Raw genomic sequence first — 16,561 nt, forward strand, 5'->3', positions numbered from 1 at the left:
ACGACAGGATATCCGCCTTCAACGGGAAGATTGCGTCCCGGAGACGGATGGCAAGCCCGGCCGGGCGGCGCCGCCGGCCCGGCTCACGGATTGACCCGCACTCCCACCAGGAACGTGTCGGAGCGGTAGCTCGATCCCGCCGCGGTGCTGCGCAGGTCCTCGTGCGTGTAGCTCGCCCGGATGCCGAGCCAGCGGGTGAGCCGGTAATCGAGCTTCAGGCCGGCGAGCAGCCCGTCCTCGCGGATGCCGACGCCCCGATACTCGTTCGAGTAGAGAGAGCCCATCAGCGTCAGGCGCAGGTTGCGCAGGAGGTCGTAGGTGAGCTCCGCCCCGTAGGATTGGGTGAGGACGCCGCTCGCGTTCGGCACCACGGTCTCGATCACGCCGGTGCTGGCGGTGAGCCGCAGGGCGATCAGCGGCGTCGCGGCCCAGAGCAGCGCCCCGTCGAAGACCGGGCCGGTGACGTCGCGCAGGCGGTTGTCCGCGTAGCCGCGGCGCAGATAGCCGGCCGAGACCTCGCCAATGAGGATGCGCGAGAGTTCGAAAGACGACCCGCCCCGCAGCGTCAGCCCGTCCGAGTCCCGCCGGTAGCCCGCGGAATCGGCCCGCAGGTCGTGCACGCGGGTGTCGAGGAGCGCGTCCACGAAGGGGGTGAAGCCCGGGCCGATCTCGTAGCCCGTGCGCAGGCGCAGCCCGTAGGTGTTGGCGTTGCGCTCGTCCTGGCGCTGGACCGAGCCGTTGGCGAGGAGCGCGTCGTCGAAGGAATCGCGGGTGATCACCCCGCGCAGGGCCACCTGCAGGCGGTTGAAATCCTGCACCACCCCGACCGTGCCGCCGTAGCTCGCCGCGACCGGACGCTCGCGCAACTGCGCGTTGAGGTCCGGACTGTTCGCGCGCTGGGTCGTGACGAGGTAGCTGCCCTGGACCTCGATCCGGGTGTCGCGGGAGGCGTCGAGGCGCAGGAGGAAGGCGCCGTCGCCATCCGGGCGGTCGGCCGTGCGGTTGTCCGGGAAGCTGACGTAGCCCCCGCGCAGGGTCCCGCTGAGCGAGTGGGCCGACCAGTCGCTCTGGAAGCCGAGCTCGCCGTCCGTGCGGAACGCCGCCGAGCCCTTGCCCTTGGCGGCGCGGTCCGGGTTGGTGTCGTAGCCGGCGCTCTCCTGCAGGGCGGGAAACAGCGTCAGGCCGCCGACCTTCACGCCGAGCGGCGCGTAGGGGTCGGTCGGGTCGATCGGGCGTCGCCGCAGGAGCGGCGCGGCGAGGTTCGGATCGGGCAGGCCGACCACTGGCTCCTGCACGACCGGATGCAGGGCCGGCGGATCGGCGACCGGAGCCTGCGTGAGCGGCCGCACGAGGCCCGCCGTCGGCGGCCGGGTGCGCCGCTGCGGCGGCCGGCGGGGCTTCTCGCCCGCGCCCAGAGGGCGGGCGGAGGGACGGGCTTGGGCGCGGGGACCTGTCTCGGCCGTGCCGCGCAGGCGCAGGCTCCCGGACGCCGCCGCGCCGCCCGCCTCGGCGGCGATTCCGGGCGCCGGGTCCGTGCCGGGGAGCGGAGCCTGGGCCCGGGCCGGTCCGGCCAGGAGCAGCGCCGCGAGGGCGAGCCCGCCTGCGGACCAGGGTCCCGGCGCGGACCAGGGTCCCGGCGCGGATCCGGCTCCGCCAGCGGACGGGTTCGCCGGCCGCTTCCCGGCGGCCCGTCCCCGCTCGTCTGTCGGCCGCTCTGGCACCACCGGCCGCTCCGCCTCGCCGGGCCTGCAGGGCAGGGCGCCGGACCCCAGGATCGAGGGAGCCGCCCGGATGCGCGGCCACGGCCCCGCAAGCGCGCGGCTCCCCGGACCGGCAATAAAACGTTAGGGTTAGCAGCCGATTAACGCATCGGGGCCGGGCCGGCCGCCGCGGGCGGCCGGGACGACGCCCGCCTCGTCGAGGTGATCGCCAACGCGGCCGCCCGGACCGCGCTCGACGTCCCGAGGGGCGGGCCCTCGCCTGAGGAGGGCCGCGCCGCCGTGGGCGGTCCGGTCACGGGGCGTCCGGCGGCGCCGCGTCGCCCGGGCCGAGCGCCCGCTGCATCAGCACGGTGTCGAGCCAGAGCCCGTGCTTCCAGCCGACCGCCCGCAGCACCCCGACCTGCGCGAAGCCGAGGGCGGCGTGGAGGCGGATCGAGGCCGCGTTGGCGGAATCCCCGATCACCGCCACCATCTGGCGGAAGCCGCGGGCCGTCGCGGCCTCGACGAGGTCCCCGAGCAGGCGCCGGCCGATGCCCTGGCCGAGGCGGGCGGGATCGACGTAGACCGAGTTCTCGACCGTGCCCCGATAGGCCGGCCGGGTCCGGTAGGGGCCCGCATAGGCGTAGCCGAGGAGGGCGTCGCCCGCGACCGCCACGAGGTAGGGGTAGCCCGCCCCGACCAGGCCCGCGTGGCGGCGCAGCATCTCGGGCATGTCCGGCGGATCGAGCTCGAACGAGGCGCGGCCGGTGCGGACCGCGTGGGCGTAGATCGCCTGCACGGCCGGGATGTCCTCCGGGCCGCAGGGCCGCACGATCAGGTCGTCCGCACGCGCCATGCCGCTTCCCCTCCCGCATCCGGCCCCGCTTGTGCCATGCCGGGGGCGCCCGCGGATCCCGGGCAGGGTCATAGGTTTTCCGGAAGATCACTTCCGGAAAACCTATGACAAGCCCGCGCGGCGCTCGAGGGAAGCCGAAATCCGCATTGCGAAGCAATCAACCGGATGTCGTATCAGGGGTCGAGGCGGGCGAACACCACCTGTGTCTCGCCGTAGGTCCGGCGCTCCAGCTCCGAGAAGCCGGGCGGCAGGGCGAGGGCGGCGCAGGCCGCCTCCTCGACCAGGGCGAGGGCCCCCGGCGCGAGCCAGCCGCCCGCCCGGCAGGATTCCAGGGCCCTCGGGGCGAGGTCGCGCCCGTAGGGCGGGTCGCAGAAGACCAGGCCGAAGGGCTCGCCCGGCGGGGCCGCCCCGAGCCGGGTCGCGTCGCGGCGGAAGAGCCGGGTCGTGCCGCCCAGGCCGAGCGCCTCGACGTTGCCGCGGATCACCCCGCGCGCCTCGGCGCCCTCGTCGACCATCAGCGCGAAGGCGGCGCCCCGCGACAGGGCCTCCAGGGCCAGGGCGCCGGTCCCGGCGAAGAGGTCGAGCACCCGTGCCCCCGGGACGGGGTCGCCGTAGGCGTGGGCCAGCACGTTGAAGAGCGCCTCGCGCAGCCGGTCCGAGGTCGGCCGGATCGCGTCGCTGCGCGGCCCCGCCAGGGCCCGGCCCCGCAGGGCGCCGCCGACGATGCGCATGGCTCAGCGCCCGCGGGGCGGCCGCCCTTCGCCGGGCCGCCCGCCGCCCGGTCGTCCGCCCGGTCCGCCGGGTCGCGGGGCCGCGCCGCCGCGACCCGGCCGGCCGCCCTTCGAGCCGCCTTTTGCAAAGCCGGGGCCGCCCTTTGCAAACCCGGAGCCGCCCTTTCCGGGACCGCCCTTGCCGAAGCCGGGGCCGCCGCGGCCCGCGCCGGGGCCGCCCTTGCCGAAGTCGCCCTTGCCGAAGCCGCCCTTGTCAAAGCCGCCCTTGTCAAATCCGCCCTTGCCGAAGCCGGGCCGGCCGCCGCCCTCGGGGCGCGGACGCGCGCCGCCCTCGGGCCGCCCTGACCCCTCCGGGCGCGGGCGCCGCGCGGGGCGCTCCTCGCCCGCGCGGGGCGGGCGGTCGCCGCGGGCGGGCCGCTCGCGATCTAGGCGGCCCTCCGGCCGCTGCCGGCCCTCCGGCCGCTGCCGGCCCTCCGGCCGCTGCCGGCCCTCCGGCCGGGGCCGGCCCTCGGGCGGGCGGCGCGGCTCGGGGGCGGGCTCCGCCTTGAGGCGCTCCACCACGACGCGGCGCTCCCCCGTCGCGATCGCGCCGACCCGCTCGCGCGGGCGCTCGGCCGCCGCGGCCCGGGCCTCCTTGGGATCGTTCGTCCGCCGCCGCAGCCGCGGGCGCGCCTCGACCGCGGCCTCGATCTCCGGGTCGTGCCAGACCGCCCGGCGCAGGGCCGGCCCGGTCGCGGGTTTGCGGTCCCGCTCCGGGCGCGCCCCGGGGGCGGGCGGGCGCGCGAATTGCGGCCGGGCCGGGTCGCGGCCCGGCCGGGCCGGACGCTCGCCGCGGTCGAGGCGCTCCCCGCGATCCGGGCGCGCGCTGCGGTCCGGGCGCTCGCCCCGGGGCCGGTCGCGACCCGGGGCGCCCGTCCTGCCGGCCGCCGGGGCCGGGGGTTTGGGCGACCCGAACGGGGCGATCGGCTCGCGCACGGGGCTGGTGAAGTCGACGCCGGCCTGCTCGGCGAGGGAGCGGCCGAGCTGCTCCTTGAGCACCTTGGTGCGCACCTCCTCGACGAGCCCGACCTCCAGGTCGCCGAGCTGGAACGGGCCGAAGGAGAGCCGGATCAGCCGGTTCACCGAGAGGCCGAGATGCTCCAGAATCCGCTTCACCTCGCGGTTCTTGCCCTCCCGCAGGCCGAGCGTCAGCCAGACGTTGTCGCCCTGCTGCCGGTCGATGCTGGCCTCGACGGGGCCGTATTCCATCCCGTCGATGGTGACGCCGCCGCGCAGGCGGTCGAGGGCCGCCTGGTCGACGTCGCCGTAGGCGCGCACCCGGTAGCGGCGCAGCCAGCCGGTCTCCGGATGGGCGATCACCTTGGCGAGACCGCCATCATTGGTGAGGAGCAGCAGCCCCTCGGTATTGATGTCGAGCCGGCCGATCGCCACCACCCGCGGCAGGTCCTCGGGCAGGATGTCGAACACGGTCTGGCGCCCCTCGGGGTCGCGGGCGGTGGTCACCACGCCGCGGGGCTTGTGGAAGATCCACAGCCGGGTGCGCTCGCGGACGGGCAGGGGCTCGCCGTCGACGACGATGCGGTCGCCGGGCCCGACCGTCACGGCGGGCGTGGTCAGGGTCTCGCCGTTGAGGCTGACGCGCCCCTCCAGGATCATCGCCTCCGCGTCCCGCCGCGAGGCGACGCCCGCCCGGGCCATGACCTTGGCGATGCGCTCGGGCTCGGCCGTCTCGGAGGGCGCGGGGCGGGCGGGGGAGGCCGCGCCGGGGGACGCCTCGGCCGTCCCGCGGCGGCGCCTCTCCCCGCGGGGCTCGTCGTCGTTGCTGTCGCTCATGCGCGCCTGATACCAGAGCGCATCCTTTTCCGCGAGCGGGGCCGATGGGGGATTCGCCGGAGACGACGAGACGGGGCCGCCCCGATCCGCTCGGGCTCGCCTTCGCGGCGGCGCGGGAGGCGGCCGCCCTCGGGGAGGTGCCGGTGGGCGCCGCGATCGTGCGCGACGGGACCGTGCTGGCGGTGGCGGGCAACCGCCCGCGCACCCTGCGGGACCCGACCGCGCATGCGGAGATCCTGGCGATCCGGGCCGCCTGCCGGGCGATCGGCGACGAGCGGCTGATCGGCTGCGACCTCTACGTGACGCTGGAGCCCTGCGGCATGTGCGCGGCGGCGATCAGCCTCGCGCGCCTGCGCCGCCTCTACTTCGCCGCCGCCGACCCGAAGGGCGGCGCCGTCGAGCACGGGCCGCGCTTCTTCGCGCAGCCCACCTGCCACCACGCCCCGGAAGTCTACGGGGGGCTGCGCGAGAGCGAGGCCGCTTCCCTGCTGCGGGAGTTCTTCCGCGCGCGGCGGGACTGAGCGGAATGGCCCCGCCGCGCGATCTCCGCGGGCGGCTCATCCGCCATCCGGTCGATGGCTTCGCCATCTCCCATTTCGGCCGTGCGGATATCGGCGTCGCTCAGGCGCCGCGCGGGCTTGCGATCCGGGATCCGCTGCGATCGAGCGGATCCCGGATCAGGCGGCCCTGGCTTGGCTCCGCGCCGAGGCCCGCGCGATCGCGTCGACGACCCGGTCGGGCGCGAGGTGATGGATCATGTGGCCCATGCCCGGAACGACGATGAAGTCGCTGCGCGGCAGGTCCCGGTGCAGCCGCTCCGATTGGCGGCCGACATCGGCGATCTGGTCGTCCGCGCCCGTGATGATCACCACCTTCTGCGTCAGGTCGCGGTAATGCCCCTGAAGCTCCATGCTGACGGGGGTCATGAGCGCCGCGTCCTCGGCCGCCGCGCGCAGCTGCGACGGGCGGAGCATCAGCTCCTTGGGCATCTGCGCGTCGAAGCGCGCCGGCACGTCGGCGGGCGCGAACATGGCCTTGATCAGGCCCGGCAGGATGAGCCGGGCGATCAGCGGCGACACGGTGTGGCGCATCACGTCCCCGAGCACCGGGATGGCCGGGGGCGAGAACAGGACCACGTCGGCCCGCAGGGTCGGGTAATAGTACCCCGAGGCGAGCACGAGGCTGCGCACGAGGTGCGGGGCCTGCAGCGCGAGGGCGACCGCGACCAGGCTGCCCCACGAATGCCCGAGCACGACCGCCCCTCTGACCCCGAGGCGCTCCAGCGCGCCCTGAAACAGCGTCGCGTGCGCCCGCGGCGTCCAGAGGGCCCGCGGGCGCGACGTGTAGCCGTAGCCCGGCCGGTCGATGATGATCACCCGGTGGCGCGTGGCGAGCGCCTCGACCACGCCGCTGACGAGGAAATCCTCGATCATGGTGCCGTTGCCGTGAATGAGCACCAGGGGGTCGCCCCGTCCCCGCTCCACGTAGTGCAGGCGCACCCCGTCGACGGTGAGGAACCGGCCGACGGGCGGGTGGTCCCGCTCCGCCTCGCGGGCCTTGATGGCGGCGTAGACCGCCGAGGCCCCGAGGGCAGCCCCTGAGGCGACCAGGGTAGGCACCAGCCAGGTCGGGCGGCGGGTGGGCGGCCTCAGATGATCGGTGCTGTCGTGGCGCATGTGTCCTCGCTTGATCGAGCCGGGTCAAGCCGAGGCCCTGCGGTTTGTTCCGAGGCCGCCGCAGCACCATGAGCTGCCGTCGCCGAGGAAAGTCTCACGAATACGTCGGATCATCGATTGTCGTGGGCTTTCTCGCTGCGGAATCGGGCAGAATTGCTGGGCTCGCGCGGCCGACTCCATTTTCCCCGCCCTGACGGGGCGCCGGCCCGCCCGCGCGGCGACCCGCTCCGTGCCACCCCATTCAGCCTTGTCGATTGATTATAGCACCAGCTATAATCGGCGCGCAGGCGGGAGCGCGGGACGATGCGGGCGTGGCGGTTCGAACAGGCCGGGGGGGAGGCGAGCCTCGGGGCGATGAACGGGAGCGTCGCGGTGCACGGCACGGGCTCCTGGCTGCGGCGGCTGCTCGCCTTCCTGGGGCCGGGCTACATGGTCTCGGTCGGCTACATGGACCCGGGCAACTGGGCCACCGACATCGCGGGCGGCGCCAAGTTCGGCTACACCCTGCTCGCCGTCGTCCTGCTGTCGAACCTGATGGCGATCGTGCTGCAGGCGCTCGCCGCCCGGCTCGGCATCGCCACCGGCCGCGACCTCGCGCAGGCCTGCCGCGACCATTATCCCCGGCCGGTGGGCCTCGCCCTCTGGCTCGCCTGCGAGGCGGCGATCATCGCCTGCGACCTCGCCGAGGTGATCGGCACCGCCATCGCCCTGAAGCTGCTCTTCGGTCTCCCGCTCCTGTGGGGCGCGGTGCTCACCGGCCTCGACGTGCTGCTGATCCTGCTCCTGATGCGGCGGGGCTTCCGCGCCCTCGAAGCCTTCGTGATCGCCCTCCTGACCCTGATCTTCGCCTGCTTCGCCGTCCAGATCGCGCTCGCGGCGCCGCCGCTGCGGGCGGTGCTGGGCGGCTTCGTGCCGAGCCCCGCCATCGTCACCGATCCGGCCGCCCTCTACCTCGCCATCGGCATCCTCGGGGCGACCGTGATGCCCCACAACCTCTACCTCCACTCGGCCATCGTGCAGACCCGGGCCTATCCGCGGACCGAGCCCGGCCGGCGCGCGGCCCTGCGCTTCGCGGTGGCGGATTCGACCATCGCCCTGATGCTCGCCCTCTTCGTCAATGCCGCGATCCTGATCATGGCGGCGAGCGTCTTCCACGCCGCCGGGCGGACCGACGTCGAGGAGATCGAGCAGGCGCACGAGCTGCTCGCGCCGCTGCTCGGCACCGGCCTCGCCTCGATCCTGTTCGCGGTGGCGCTCCTCGCCTCGGGCCTCAACTCCACGGTCACGGCGACGCTCGCCGGCCAGATCGTCATGGAGGGCTTCCTGCGGCTTCGCCTCGCGCCCTGGCTGCGCCGCCTCCTGACCCGGGCCATCGCCATCGTGCCGGTCATCGCGGTCACCGCCCTCTACGGCGACGCGGGCACCGCGCGGCTGCTGGTGCTGAGCCAGGTCGTGCTCTCGATGCAGCTCCCCTTCGCGGTGATCCCGCTCATCCGCTTCGTCTCCGACCCGGCCAAGATGGGGCCGCTCGCGATCCCCGGCTGGCTGCGGGGCCTGTCCTGGGTCATCGCGGCGCTGATCGTCGGGCTCAACGCCAAGCTCCTGGCGGACGCGCTCTTCGGGTCCTGACGCTGCGTCCCGGCAGCATTCGGCCGTCTTCCGCCTGCGGCAGGCCGAATCGTCGCGCCCGGGCGGCCGGCCTCTGCTTGCAATTTAGGCAGTGTGAGGCCGATATCGGCAGGCGCGGCCGGAACATGCGCGGCATGAAAGACTTCTGTGTCGAGACGTCCCCGACCGTGGCGCACGCATGAGAATCAGAACAGGCTTCTCGATCGCCTTCGACCTGCCCGCGCCGACCCCGATGGTGCTGATGCTGAGCACCCATCCGTCCCGCGCGGCCGATCTGCTGGCACCCGAGGCGATCGTCTTCGACCCGCCGCTGCCGGCGCGCCAGTACCGGGACGCGTTCGACAATCTCTGCACGCGCATCCTCGCGCCGGCCGGGCGGCTGCGCATGGCGGCCGAGGCGACGGTGCGGGATTCCGGCCGGCCGGACGAGCAGGCGCCGCAGGCCCGGCAGGTCCCGGTGGCCGACCTGCCGGACGCGGTGCTGCCCTTCCTGATGGGCAGCCGCTACTGCGACACCGACAAGCTCGGGGCGACCGCCTGGCAGCTCTTCGGCGCGGTGCCGGAGGGCTGGGGCCGCGTCCAGGCCATCGTCGACTTCGTGCACCGCCACATCCGCTTCGACTACATGCAGGCGGACGCGACCCGCAGCGCCTCGGAGGCCTACGCGCAGGGGCGCGGCGTCTGCCGGGACTTCGCGCACCTGACGGTCGCCTTCTGCCGCTGCATGAACATCCCGGCGCGCTACTGCACGGGCTATCTCGGCGACATCGGCGTGCCGCCGGTGCCCGACCCGATGGATTTCTCGGCCTGGTGCGAGGTCTATCTCGACGGGCGCTGGTACACGTTCGACGCCCGCCACAACCGCCCGCGCATCGGCCGCATCCTGATGGCCCGCGGCCGCGACGCCACCGACGTGGCGCTCACCACGAGCTTCGGGGAGGCGCGGCTCGCCGAGTTCACGGTGCGCACGGAGGAGGTGCCGGAGGCGGCGCGGGGCAGGGCGGCCTGATCCGGGACGGCCTCGGTGGAGCCTGCCCAATTCCGAATCTTGATTCCAGAATGTGGTTTTCTCATGTGGAATGCGCATTCGCGCACTTGATCACGTGGTGATCTGTTCTGCTGTATATCATCTAGTATTTTTATTTTACTGTTTGGATCGAATACCGAATGTAGAGTTTGCCAGTGAGCCGTGCCTTTACTGTGCGAAACCAGGGCGGAAGCTCGCTTGCGCGATTTGGATGAAGCGGAGTATATAGAGGCATGGGTTGCCAATCACATGGCGGGCCGGTAGTTCGTTCAGTCAATTCGAAATTCCCATGTCTCACTATCATCTTTACATCGATGATTCCGGCAGCCGTCGACCTGACGCCTTAAATCATCAGGTAAGAATGGATGGGATGGATTATTTTGCCCTTGGTGGCATTTTAATCAGAGAAGATGACATTGGTTTCTTAATAGAGATGCATAAGGCATTTATTAATAAATGGGGTTTGATTTATCCCTTGCATTCAACAAAAATAAGAGGAAAAAGAGATAATTTTGCATGGCTTGGTAGAGACGCTCAAAGAGAGAAGGATTTCATGTTTGAATTAAATTTGTTCATTACCTCATTGCCAATTGTATGTAATGCTTGTGTCGTGCACAGACCTGGCTATGTAGAGCGATATATGACAAAATATAATGGTAAGCCGTGGCGGATGTGCAAAACCGCTCACGCGATCTTGATTGAACGATGTGTGAAATTTGCTCTAAAATCTCAATGCAAACTCAAGATTTTTTTTGAGGAATCTGGAAAGCACGAGGATAGAGACATAATCAGCTACACGAAAGACCTAAAGGCACGAGGAATGCCGTTCGACAAAATTTCGTCGTCGGGCTACGACTCCTTGGAAGCTGATGTGTTTAGGAGTGCTCTTCTGGGCGATCCTCGCCGCGTTACAAAAAATGTACCGATGGTGCAGGTATCGGATTTGGTATTATATGCGATAGCAAAAGGTGGTTATTTATTGAATTACGGACCTCTTCAGGCGTTGTTAGATGCGGGAAAGCTCATCAACTCGTACTTGGTGCCTGAGCAAGTTGGTGCTTTGGGGATTAAATATAGCTGCTTTGATAAGGTTGAGAAACGATAAAGGTCCGGATTTCTCCGGACCTTTTGCGGCCTGCTACGCAGACCCCGGGGTTGCACCCACAGAGTCGAATGTAAGCGACGCACAAATTTTTGCAAGTCTTCTGTCTAGCTGACGCGGCACCGCGAGGGCCGCGTCAGCTAGACAGAAGACTTGCGCTCTGTCAAGTAGCCATGCAACAAAAATTCTTTATGCCCGCCATTCGCCGACGGCAGGCTTCCCGCCAATACAGGTAGGGAGCAAGGCGGCTCTCTACTCTCGAAGGAACGGCACCAGCGCCCGCAGGGTCTCCTCCGGGTTCTCCTCCGCCACGAAGTGCCCGGAGGCGATGGCGGCGCCCGCGGCCGCCGGCGCGAAGGTCTCGCGCCACGCGCCCAGCACCGGATCGAGCCCGCCCCGGCCGACGAAGCCGGTCCCGGGCAGGATCAGGGTCGGGCAGGCGAGGGTGCGGCCGGCCGCGAGGTCCGCCTCGTCCGCCGCCCGGTCCGGCCCGGCGCCGGCCCGGTAATCCTCGCACATGGCGTGGATGCGCTCGGGCACCGACCAGCTCTGGCGATAGAGGGCGAGGGCGCCCGGCGCGAAGGCGTCGAGGGTCCCGTCGCCGGTCCAGCCCCGCAGGAGCCCCTCGTAATAGGCGTCCGGGCCCCGGCCGATCCGCGTCTCCGGGCCGGGGGCCGGCTCGGCGAGGAAGCGCCAATGCGGGTAGAGGGCGGGATCCGCCTCGATGCGCCGCCACTGCACCAGGGTCGGCAGGATGTCGAGGAGGGCGAGGCGGGCCACCCGGCCCGGATGGTCGAGGGCGAGCCGGTAGCCGACCCGCCCGCCGCGATCGTGGCCGACGAGCGCGAAGCGCGCGTGGCCGAGCCGCTCCATCACGGCGACCGCCTCCTCGCCCATCCGGCGCTTGGAATAGGCCTCGTGCGCGGGATCGCCCTTCGGGGCCGCCGACCAGCCGTAGCCCTTGAGGTCGAGGCAGATCACCCGGTGGCGGCGGGCGAGGGCCGGCGCGACCCGGTGCCAGCAGGCATGGGTCTGCGGGAACCCGTGCAGCAGGAGCACCGGCGGCCCCTCCGCGGGCCCGCCCGCGCGGGCGAAGAAGCGCCCGTCCGGCAGGTCGATCCAGTGGGAGTCGAAGCCGGGGAAGAGGTCGGCGGGCATGGGACGGCTCCGTCTGTCGCGTCCCCGGCATTCTAAGCATCATTCCGCCGGCCGACAGCGGCCGGTGCCGAAGGGGTCACCGTTTCGGCGGCGAACCGAAGCACCCGTCGGCGACGATGATGCAGAACCAAGAGCTAGGCGGAGTTGCCAGCCGCAACTCCGCCGAGCGTGCGCGGCTCCGCGCTCCCAGGGCGCGGTTCCAGGGCCCGCCAGCCGATGTCGCGCCGGTAGAACCCCTCCGGCCAGTCGATCCGCGCCAGGGCCGCGTAGGCGCGGCCCTGCGCCTCCGCGATCCCCGCGCCGGTCGCCGTCACGGCGAGCACCCGGCCGCCATCGGCCAGGAGCCGGTCGCCCTCCCGCCGCGTGCCCGCCTGGAACACCAGGGCGCCCGCCGCCTCCGCCTCGGCGAGGCCGCGGATCTCGGAGCCGCGGGTCACCGGCCCCGGATAGCCTGGCGCCGCCATCACCACGGTGAGCGCCGCCTGCGGCGACCAGGCCGGCGCGATCCCCGCGAGGTCGCCCGCCGCGGCGGCGAGGAGCGCCGGCACGAGGTCGCCCGCGAGCCGCGGCATCAGCACCTGGCACTCCGGGTCGCCGAAGCGGACATTGTACTCGATCAGCTTCGGCCCCTCCGCGGTCAGCATCAGCCCCGCGTAGAGGATGCCCCGGAAGGGCGTGCCGCGCGCCCGCATCCCGTCGAGGGTCGGCCGGATGATCCGGTCCATCACCTCGGCCTCGATCGCGGGCGTCAGGACCGGGGCGGGCGAGTAGGCGCCCATGCCGCCGGTATTCGGGCCGCGGTCGCCGTCGTGGACGCGCTTGTGGTCCTGCGCCGTGCCGAAGGCCACCGCCCGGGTCCCGTCGCAGAGGGCGAAGAAGCTCGCCTCCTCGCCGACGAGGCACTCCTCGATCACCACCTCGGCGCCGGGCTCGGCGAGCAGGCGCGCGACCGCCTCCTCGGCCTCCGGCAGCGTCTCGGCCACGACGACGCCCTTGCCGGCCGCGAGCCCGTCCGCCTTGACGACGATCGGCGCCCCCCGCGCGCGCAGGTAGGCGAGGGCGGGCTCGGGCGCGGAGAAGCGCGCGAAGGCGGCGGTCGGGATGCCGCAGGCCGCGCAGAGCTCCTTGGTGAAGCCCTTCGAGCCTTCGAGCCGCGCCGCCGCGGCCCGCGGCCCGAAGGCCGCGAGGCCGGCCGCCTCCAGGGCGTCGACGAGGCCGGCGACCAGCGGCGCCTCCGGCCCCACCACCACGAGGTCCACCCCCTCCCGCCGGCAGAAGGCGACGACCGCCGCCCCGTCCATCACGTCGAGGTCGGGCCGGTTGGTGCCGTGCGCCGCGGTTCCGGGGTTGCCCGGCGCCACGAGGAGGCGCCGGCAGGCCGGGCTCTGCGCCAGCTTCCAGGCCAGGGCGTGCTCGCGGCCGCCGGAGCCGATCAGCAGGATCGTGAGGGAATCGGTGCGCATGGCCCGTCCGTGACAGAGAGTCTCGCCTGGTCCTGTAGGCGATCGGGCGGCGCGATGAAACCGCTCCCGGCCGGCTCCGCCGCGCCCCCTTGGCCGGAGGGCGGCGGTGTGGGATGACCACACCATGAGCATCGACGCCTCCCTCGACCTCGACGCCCTGCGTGCGCGGGCGACCGACTGGTTCGCCACCCTGCGCGACCGCATCTGCGCGGCCTTCGAGGCCCTGGAATCGGAGGCGGCGGGCCCGTTCCATCCCGAGGCCGAGGCGCCCGGGCGCTTCGTGCGCACGCCCTGGGAGCGCACCGACCATTCGGGCGCGCCCGGCGGCGGGGGCGTGATGGCGATGCTGCGCGGGCGCGTCTTCGAGAAGGCGGGCGTGCACGTCTCGGCGGTGCACGGGGAATTCGCGCCGGAATTCCGCATCCAGATCCCGGGCGCCGCGGAGGATCCGCGCTTCTTCGCCACCGGCATCTCGCTCATCGCCCATCCCTGGAACCCGAACGTGCCGACCGTGCACATGAACACCCGCCTCGTCGTCACCACGAAGGCGTGGTTCGGGGGCGGGGCGGACCTGACGCCGGTCCTCGACCGGCGCCGGACGCAGGAGGATCCCGACTCGGTCGCCTTCCACGAGGCCCTGAGGCGGGCCTGCGCGCGGCATCCGGGCGCCGACTACGCCCGCTACCGGACGTGGTGCGACGAGTATTTCCACCTCAAGCACCGCAACGAGCCGCGGGGCATCGGCGGCATCTTCTACGATTACCACTGGAGCGGGGACCCGGAGGCCGACCTCGCGCTCACCCGCGACGTCGGCGAGGCCTTCCTGGAGGTCTACCCGGCCATCGTCCGGCGGAACCTCTCGCAACCCTGGACGGAGGCCGACCGGCGCGAGCAGCAGGTGCGGCGGGGACGCTACGTCGAGTTCAACCTGCTCTACGACCGCGGCACGATCTTCGGGCTGAAGACCGGCGGCAACGTCGACTCGATCCTCTCCTCCATGCCCCCGACGGTGCGCTGGCCCTGACGCGCGCCCGGCACGGCCCGCTCCCCGGCCTCGCCGTCGTCCCCCGGATGGGGCGCGGCGACGGGGAACCGCCGGGCCGGGGCTTGACCTTCCGGCCCGGCGCGCGCGTTCTTCGCGCATGCTCCTGACCTTCTTCACCGAATTGCGCGCCGCCAAGGTCCCGGTCTCGCTGCGCGAGTACCTGACCCTGCTCGACGCCCTCGACCGCGACCTCGCGGGCCAGCGGGTCGAGGAGTTCTACTACCTGTCCCGCGCCGCGCTGGTGAAGGACGAGCGCCACCTCGACAAGTTCGACCGGGTCTTCGGGCAGGTCTTCAAGGGGATCGAGTCCCTGGGCGAGGCCGTCGCGCCGCAGGGCATCCCCGAGGAGTGGCTGCGCAGGCTCGCCGAGAAGCACCTCACCGAGGAGGAGAAGCGGCAGATCGAGGCGCTCGGCTGGGACGCGCTGTTCGAGACCCTCAGGCAGCGCCTCGCCGAGCAGAAGGGGCGCCACCAGGGCGGCTCGAAGTGGATCGGCACGGCCGGCACCTCGCCCTTCGGCGCCTACGGCTACAACCCGGAGGGCGTGCGGATCGGCCAGGACGGCGACCGCAACTTCCGGGCGGTGAAGGTCTGGGACCGGCGCGACTTCAAGGACCTCGACGATGCCGAGGAGCTGGGCTCGCGCACCATGCGCCTCGCCCTGCGGCGGCTGCGCCGCTTCGCCCGCACCGGGGCGGCGGAGGAGCTCGACCTCGACGGCACCATCCGGGAGACCGCCCGGGCCGGCTACCTCGACCTGCGCCTGCGCCCGGAGCGCCGCAACGCCGTCAAGGTGCTGCTCTTCCTCGACATCGGCGGCTCGATGGACTGGCACGTCGGCCTCGCCGAGCAGCTCTTCGCGGCGGCGCGCTCGGAGTTCAAGCACTTCGCCCATTTCTACTTCCACAACTGCCCGTACGAGACGGTCTGGACCGAGAACCGGCGCCGGCACACGGAGCGCACCCCGCTCCTCGACGTGATCCGCACCTACCCGTCCGATTACCGGGTGGTGTTCGTGGGCGACGCCTCGATGTCCCCCTACGAGATCGCCATGCCGGGCGGCTCGGTCGAGCACTGGAACGAGGAGGCCGGGCAGGTCTGGCTCACCCGCATCCTCGATCATTTCACGAAGGCGGTCTGGCTCAACCCGGTGCCGGAGGCGCACTGGCCCTTCACGCAATCGATCGCGATGATCCGGCAGATCGTCTCCGGGCGGATGTTCCCGCTGACGCTCGACGGCATCGACCGGGCGATGCGCGAACTGGTGCGCTGAGGCCCGCGGCCCCGCCGGGGGCGGGACGGCCTCGCGCTGGCCCGCGCCGGAGCGGGGCCGGCGCCGAGGCGCGCGCGAGGGGGGACGGCGTGATCGCGCGGCGGCCGCGCCCCGGGCGAAGCCGCGCCCCGCCCGTCGATCGTCGTCGGGCCGGGCTCAGCCCTGCCGGGCCGGGGTCGTGACCTTGAGCCCGTCGAGTTCCGGCCGCACCCGGATCTGGCAGGAGAGGCGGGAATTCGGCCGCACGTCCGAGGCGAAGTCGAGCATGTCCTGCTCCATCGGCTCGGCCGGGCCCACCGCGGCCTCCCATTCCGGATCGACGTAGACGTGGCAGGTGGCGCAGGCGCAGGCGCCGCCGCACTCCGCGTCGATGCCCGGCACGTTGTTGCGGATCGCGGTCTCCATCACGGTCGAGCCGACCTCGCCCGCGACGGTGCGGGGCGTGCCAGCGGCATCGACGTAGGTGATCTGGACCATCGCGCGCTCCGAACCTGTCTGCGCCGCGCGGCCTGCCCGCGGCTGCGCCTGATTGACGGCAGGCCGCCCGGAAAGCAAGCGCGCCGTTGGCCGCGCGCCGCCCGCGTCGCGCGCCGCCCGGTCAGGCCTCCGGGGCCCGGTCCGCGGCGCCCGCGCCGGTCGCGCCGATCCCGGCCGTCCCGATCGCCTCGGCGGTCGCCGCGATCGCCGCCAGCAGGGGAGGGAGGAGGCGGGCGGCCTCGCCCGCGTCGGCCCGCCGCAGGGCGGCGTCGAGGCGCTCCGCCAGGGCGCCGACCCGCGCCGCGCCGACCCCCGCCGCCGAGCCCTTGAGGGTGTGGGCGAGGTCGGCCCGCTCCGCGGCCGGCCGCGCCGCGTCGGCGAGGGCCGGCCCGAGCCGCGCGCATTGCGCGCGGAACAGGCCCAGCACCTCCCGGGCGAGGTCCGCGTCTCCGAAGGTCGCGCGCGCCAGCGCGGCCCGGTCGATCAGGGGCGCGAGGTCGTCCATGGCGCCTGACTCTCCCTCTCCCACGGGCTATCCACAGCGCGATGCGCGGGCCGCGCGGCGGCGCGCCCGCCTCCCGACCCCTTGCG

Annotated in this window: 15 protein-coding genes; 6 read left to right on the forward strand and 9 right to left on the reverse strand. The window is 72.5% G+C overall.

The annotated features are described in order from the left end of the window. Nucleotides 1-83 precede the first annotated feature (83 nt). The 4 genes from M446_RS29235 to M446_RS29250 all read right to left on the reverse strand — a co-directional run bounded on the left by M446_RS29235 (nucleotide 84) and on the right by M446_RS29250 (nucleotide 5,120). On the reverse strand, nucleotides 84-1,349 hold the full coding sequence (locus M446_RS29235; RefSeq protein ID WP_265576458.1) for an outer membrane beta-barrel protein: 1,266 nt from the start codon (nucleotides 1,347-1,349) through the stop codon (nucleotides 84-86). Between the two features lie 664 nt (nucleotides 1,350-2,013). Then, complete coding sequence (locus tag M446_RS29240; protein ID WP_012335708.1) at nucleotides 2,014-2,556, reverse strand: GNAT family N-acetyltransferase; 543 nt, start codon at nucleotides 2,554-2,556, stop codon at nucleotides 2,014-2,016. Nucleotides 2,557-2,729: 173 nt separating this feature from the next. Continuing rightward, nucleotides 2,730-3,287: a 16S rRNA (guanine(966)-N(2))-methyltransferase RsmD gene (rsmD, locus tag M446_RS29245; protein ID WP_012335709.1), complete on the reverse strand. Its 558-nt coding sequence runs from the start codon at nucleotides 3,285-3,287 to the stop codon at nucleotides 2,730-2,732. Nucleotides 3,288-3,290: 3 nt separating this feature from the next. Further along, nucleotides 3,291-5,120 (reverse strand): pseudouridine synthase, encoded by a 1,830-nt coding sequence (locus M446_RS29250; protein ID WP_012335710.1) that lies wholly within the window; start codon nucleotides 5,118-5,120, stop codon nucleotides 3,291-3,293. Nucleotides 5,121-5,164: 44 nt separating this feature from the next. On the opposite strand from M446_RS29250, the gene M446_RS29255 reads away from it, so the two are divergent. Then, nucleotides 5,165-5,641: a nucleoside deaminase gene (locus tag M446_RS29255; RefSeq protein ID WP_012335711.1), complete on the forward strand. Its 477-nt coding sequence runs from the start codon at nucleotides 5,165-5,167 to the stop codon at nucleotides 5,639-5,641. Between the two features lie 156 nt (nucleotides 5,642-5,797). Here the strand turns inward: M446_RS29255 and M446_RS29260 are convergent, their stop codons facing one another. After that, entirely contained in the window at nucleotides 5,798-6,796 is a 999-nt protein-coding gene (locus M446_RS29260) for an alpha/beta fold hydrolase (RefSeq protein WP_012335712.1), read from the reverse strand. A 303-nt stretch (nucleotides 6,797-7,099) separates the two neighbouring features. On the opposite strand from M446_RS29260, the gene M446_RS29265 reads away from it, so the two are divergent. The 3 genes from M446_RS29265 (at nucleotide 7,100) to M446_RS36040 (ending at nucleotide 10,557) form a co-directional block, all read left to right on the forward strand. Then, a complete protein-coding gene (locus M446_RS29265; protein ID WP_012335713.1) occupies nucleotides 7,100-8,425 on the forward strand; it encodes an Nramp family divalent metal transporter in 1,326 nt (441 codons plus the stop codon). A gap of 178 nt (nucleotides 8,426-8,603) precedes the next feature. Further along, nucleotides 8,604-9,434, forward strand: coding sequence for a transglutaminase-like domain-containing protein (locus M446_RS29270; protein ID WP_012335714.1), 831 nt, complete (start codon nucleotides 8,604-8,606; stop codon nucleotides 9,432-9,434). A gap of 307 nt (nucleotides 9,435-9,741) precedes the next feature. After that, nucleotides 9,742-10,557: a DUF3800 domain-containing protein gene (locus M446_RS36040; RefSeq protein ID WP_012335715.1), complete on the forward strand. Its 816-nt coding sequence runs from the start codon at nucleotides 9,742-9,744 to the stop codon at nucleotides 10,555-10,557. 249 nt (nucleotides 10,558-10,806) lie between these two features. On the opposite strand, the gene M446_RS29275 is transcribed toward M446_RS36040, so the two are convergent. Then, nucleotides 10,807-11,712, reverse strand: coding sequence for an alpha/beta fold hydrolase (locus tag M446_RS29275; protein WP_012335716.1), 906 nt, complete (start codon nucleotides 11,710-11,712; stop codon nucleotides 10,807-10,809). 134 nt (nucleotides 11,713-11,846) lie between these two features. Then, on the reverse strand, nucleotides 11,847-13,175 hold the full coding sequence (gene purD, locus M446_RS29280; protein WP_012335717.1) for a phosphoribosylamine--glycine ligase: 1,329 nt from the start codon (nucleotides 13,173-13,175) through the stop codon (nucleotides 11,847-11,849). A gap of 124 nt (nucleotides 13,176-13,299) precedes the next feature. On the opposite strand from purD, the gene hemF reads away from it, so the two are divergent. Further along, on the forward strand, nucleotides 13,300-14,199 hold the full coding sequence (hemF, locus tag M446_RS29285; protein ID WP_012335718.1) for an oxygen-dependent coproporphyrinogen oxidase: 900 nt from the start codon (nucleotides 13,300-13,302) through the stop codon (nucleotides 14,197-14,199). A gap of 118 nt (nucleotides 14,200-14,317) precedes the next feature. Beyond that, on the forward strand, nucleotides 14,318-15,493 hold the full coding sequence (locus M446_RS29290; protein WP_012335719.1) for a vWA domain-containing protein: 1,176 nt from the start codon (nucleotides 14,318-14,320) through the stop codon (nucleotides 15,491-15,493). A gap of 156 nt (nucleotides 15,494-15,649) precedes the next feature. On the opposite strand, the gene M446_RS29295 is transcribed toward M446_RS29290, so the two are convergent. Further along, a complete protein-coding gene (locus M446_RS29295; RefSeq protein WP_012335720.1) occupies nucleotides 15,650-15,970 on the reverse strand; it encodes a 2Fe-2S iron-sulfur cluster-binding protein in 321 nt (106 codons plus the stop codon). Nucleotides 15,971-16,091: 121 nt separating this feature from the next. Next, nucleotides 16,092-16,475 (reverse strand): Hpt domain-containing protein, encoded by a 384-nt coding sequence (locus tag M446_RS29300; RefSeq protein WP_012335721.1) that lies wholly within the window; start codon nucleotides 16,473-16,475, stop codon nucleotides 16,092-16,094. Nucleotides 16,476-16,561 lie beyond the last annotated feature (86 nt).

The sequence above is a fragment of the Methylobacterium sp. 4-46 genome, from assembly GCF_000019365.1.
In the GTDB taxonomy this organism is placed as follows: Bacteria; Pseudomonadota; Alphaproteobacteria; order Rhizobiales; family Beijerinckiaceae; genus Methylobacterium.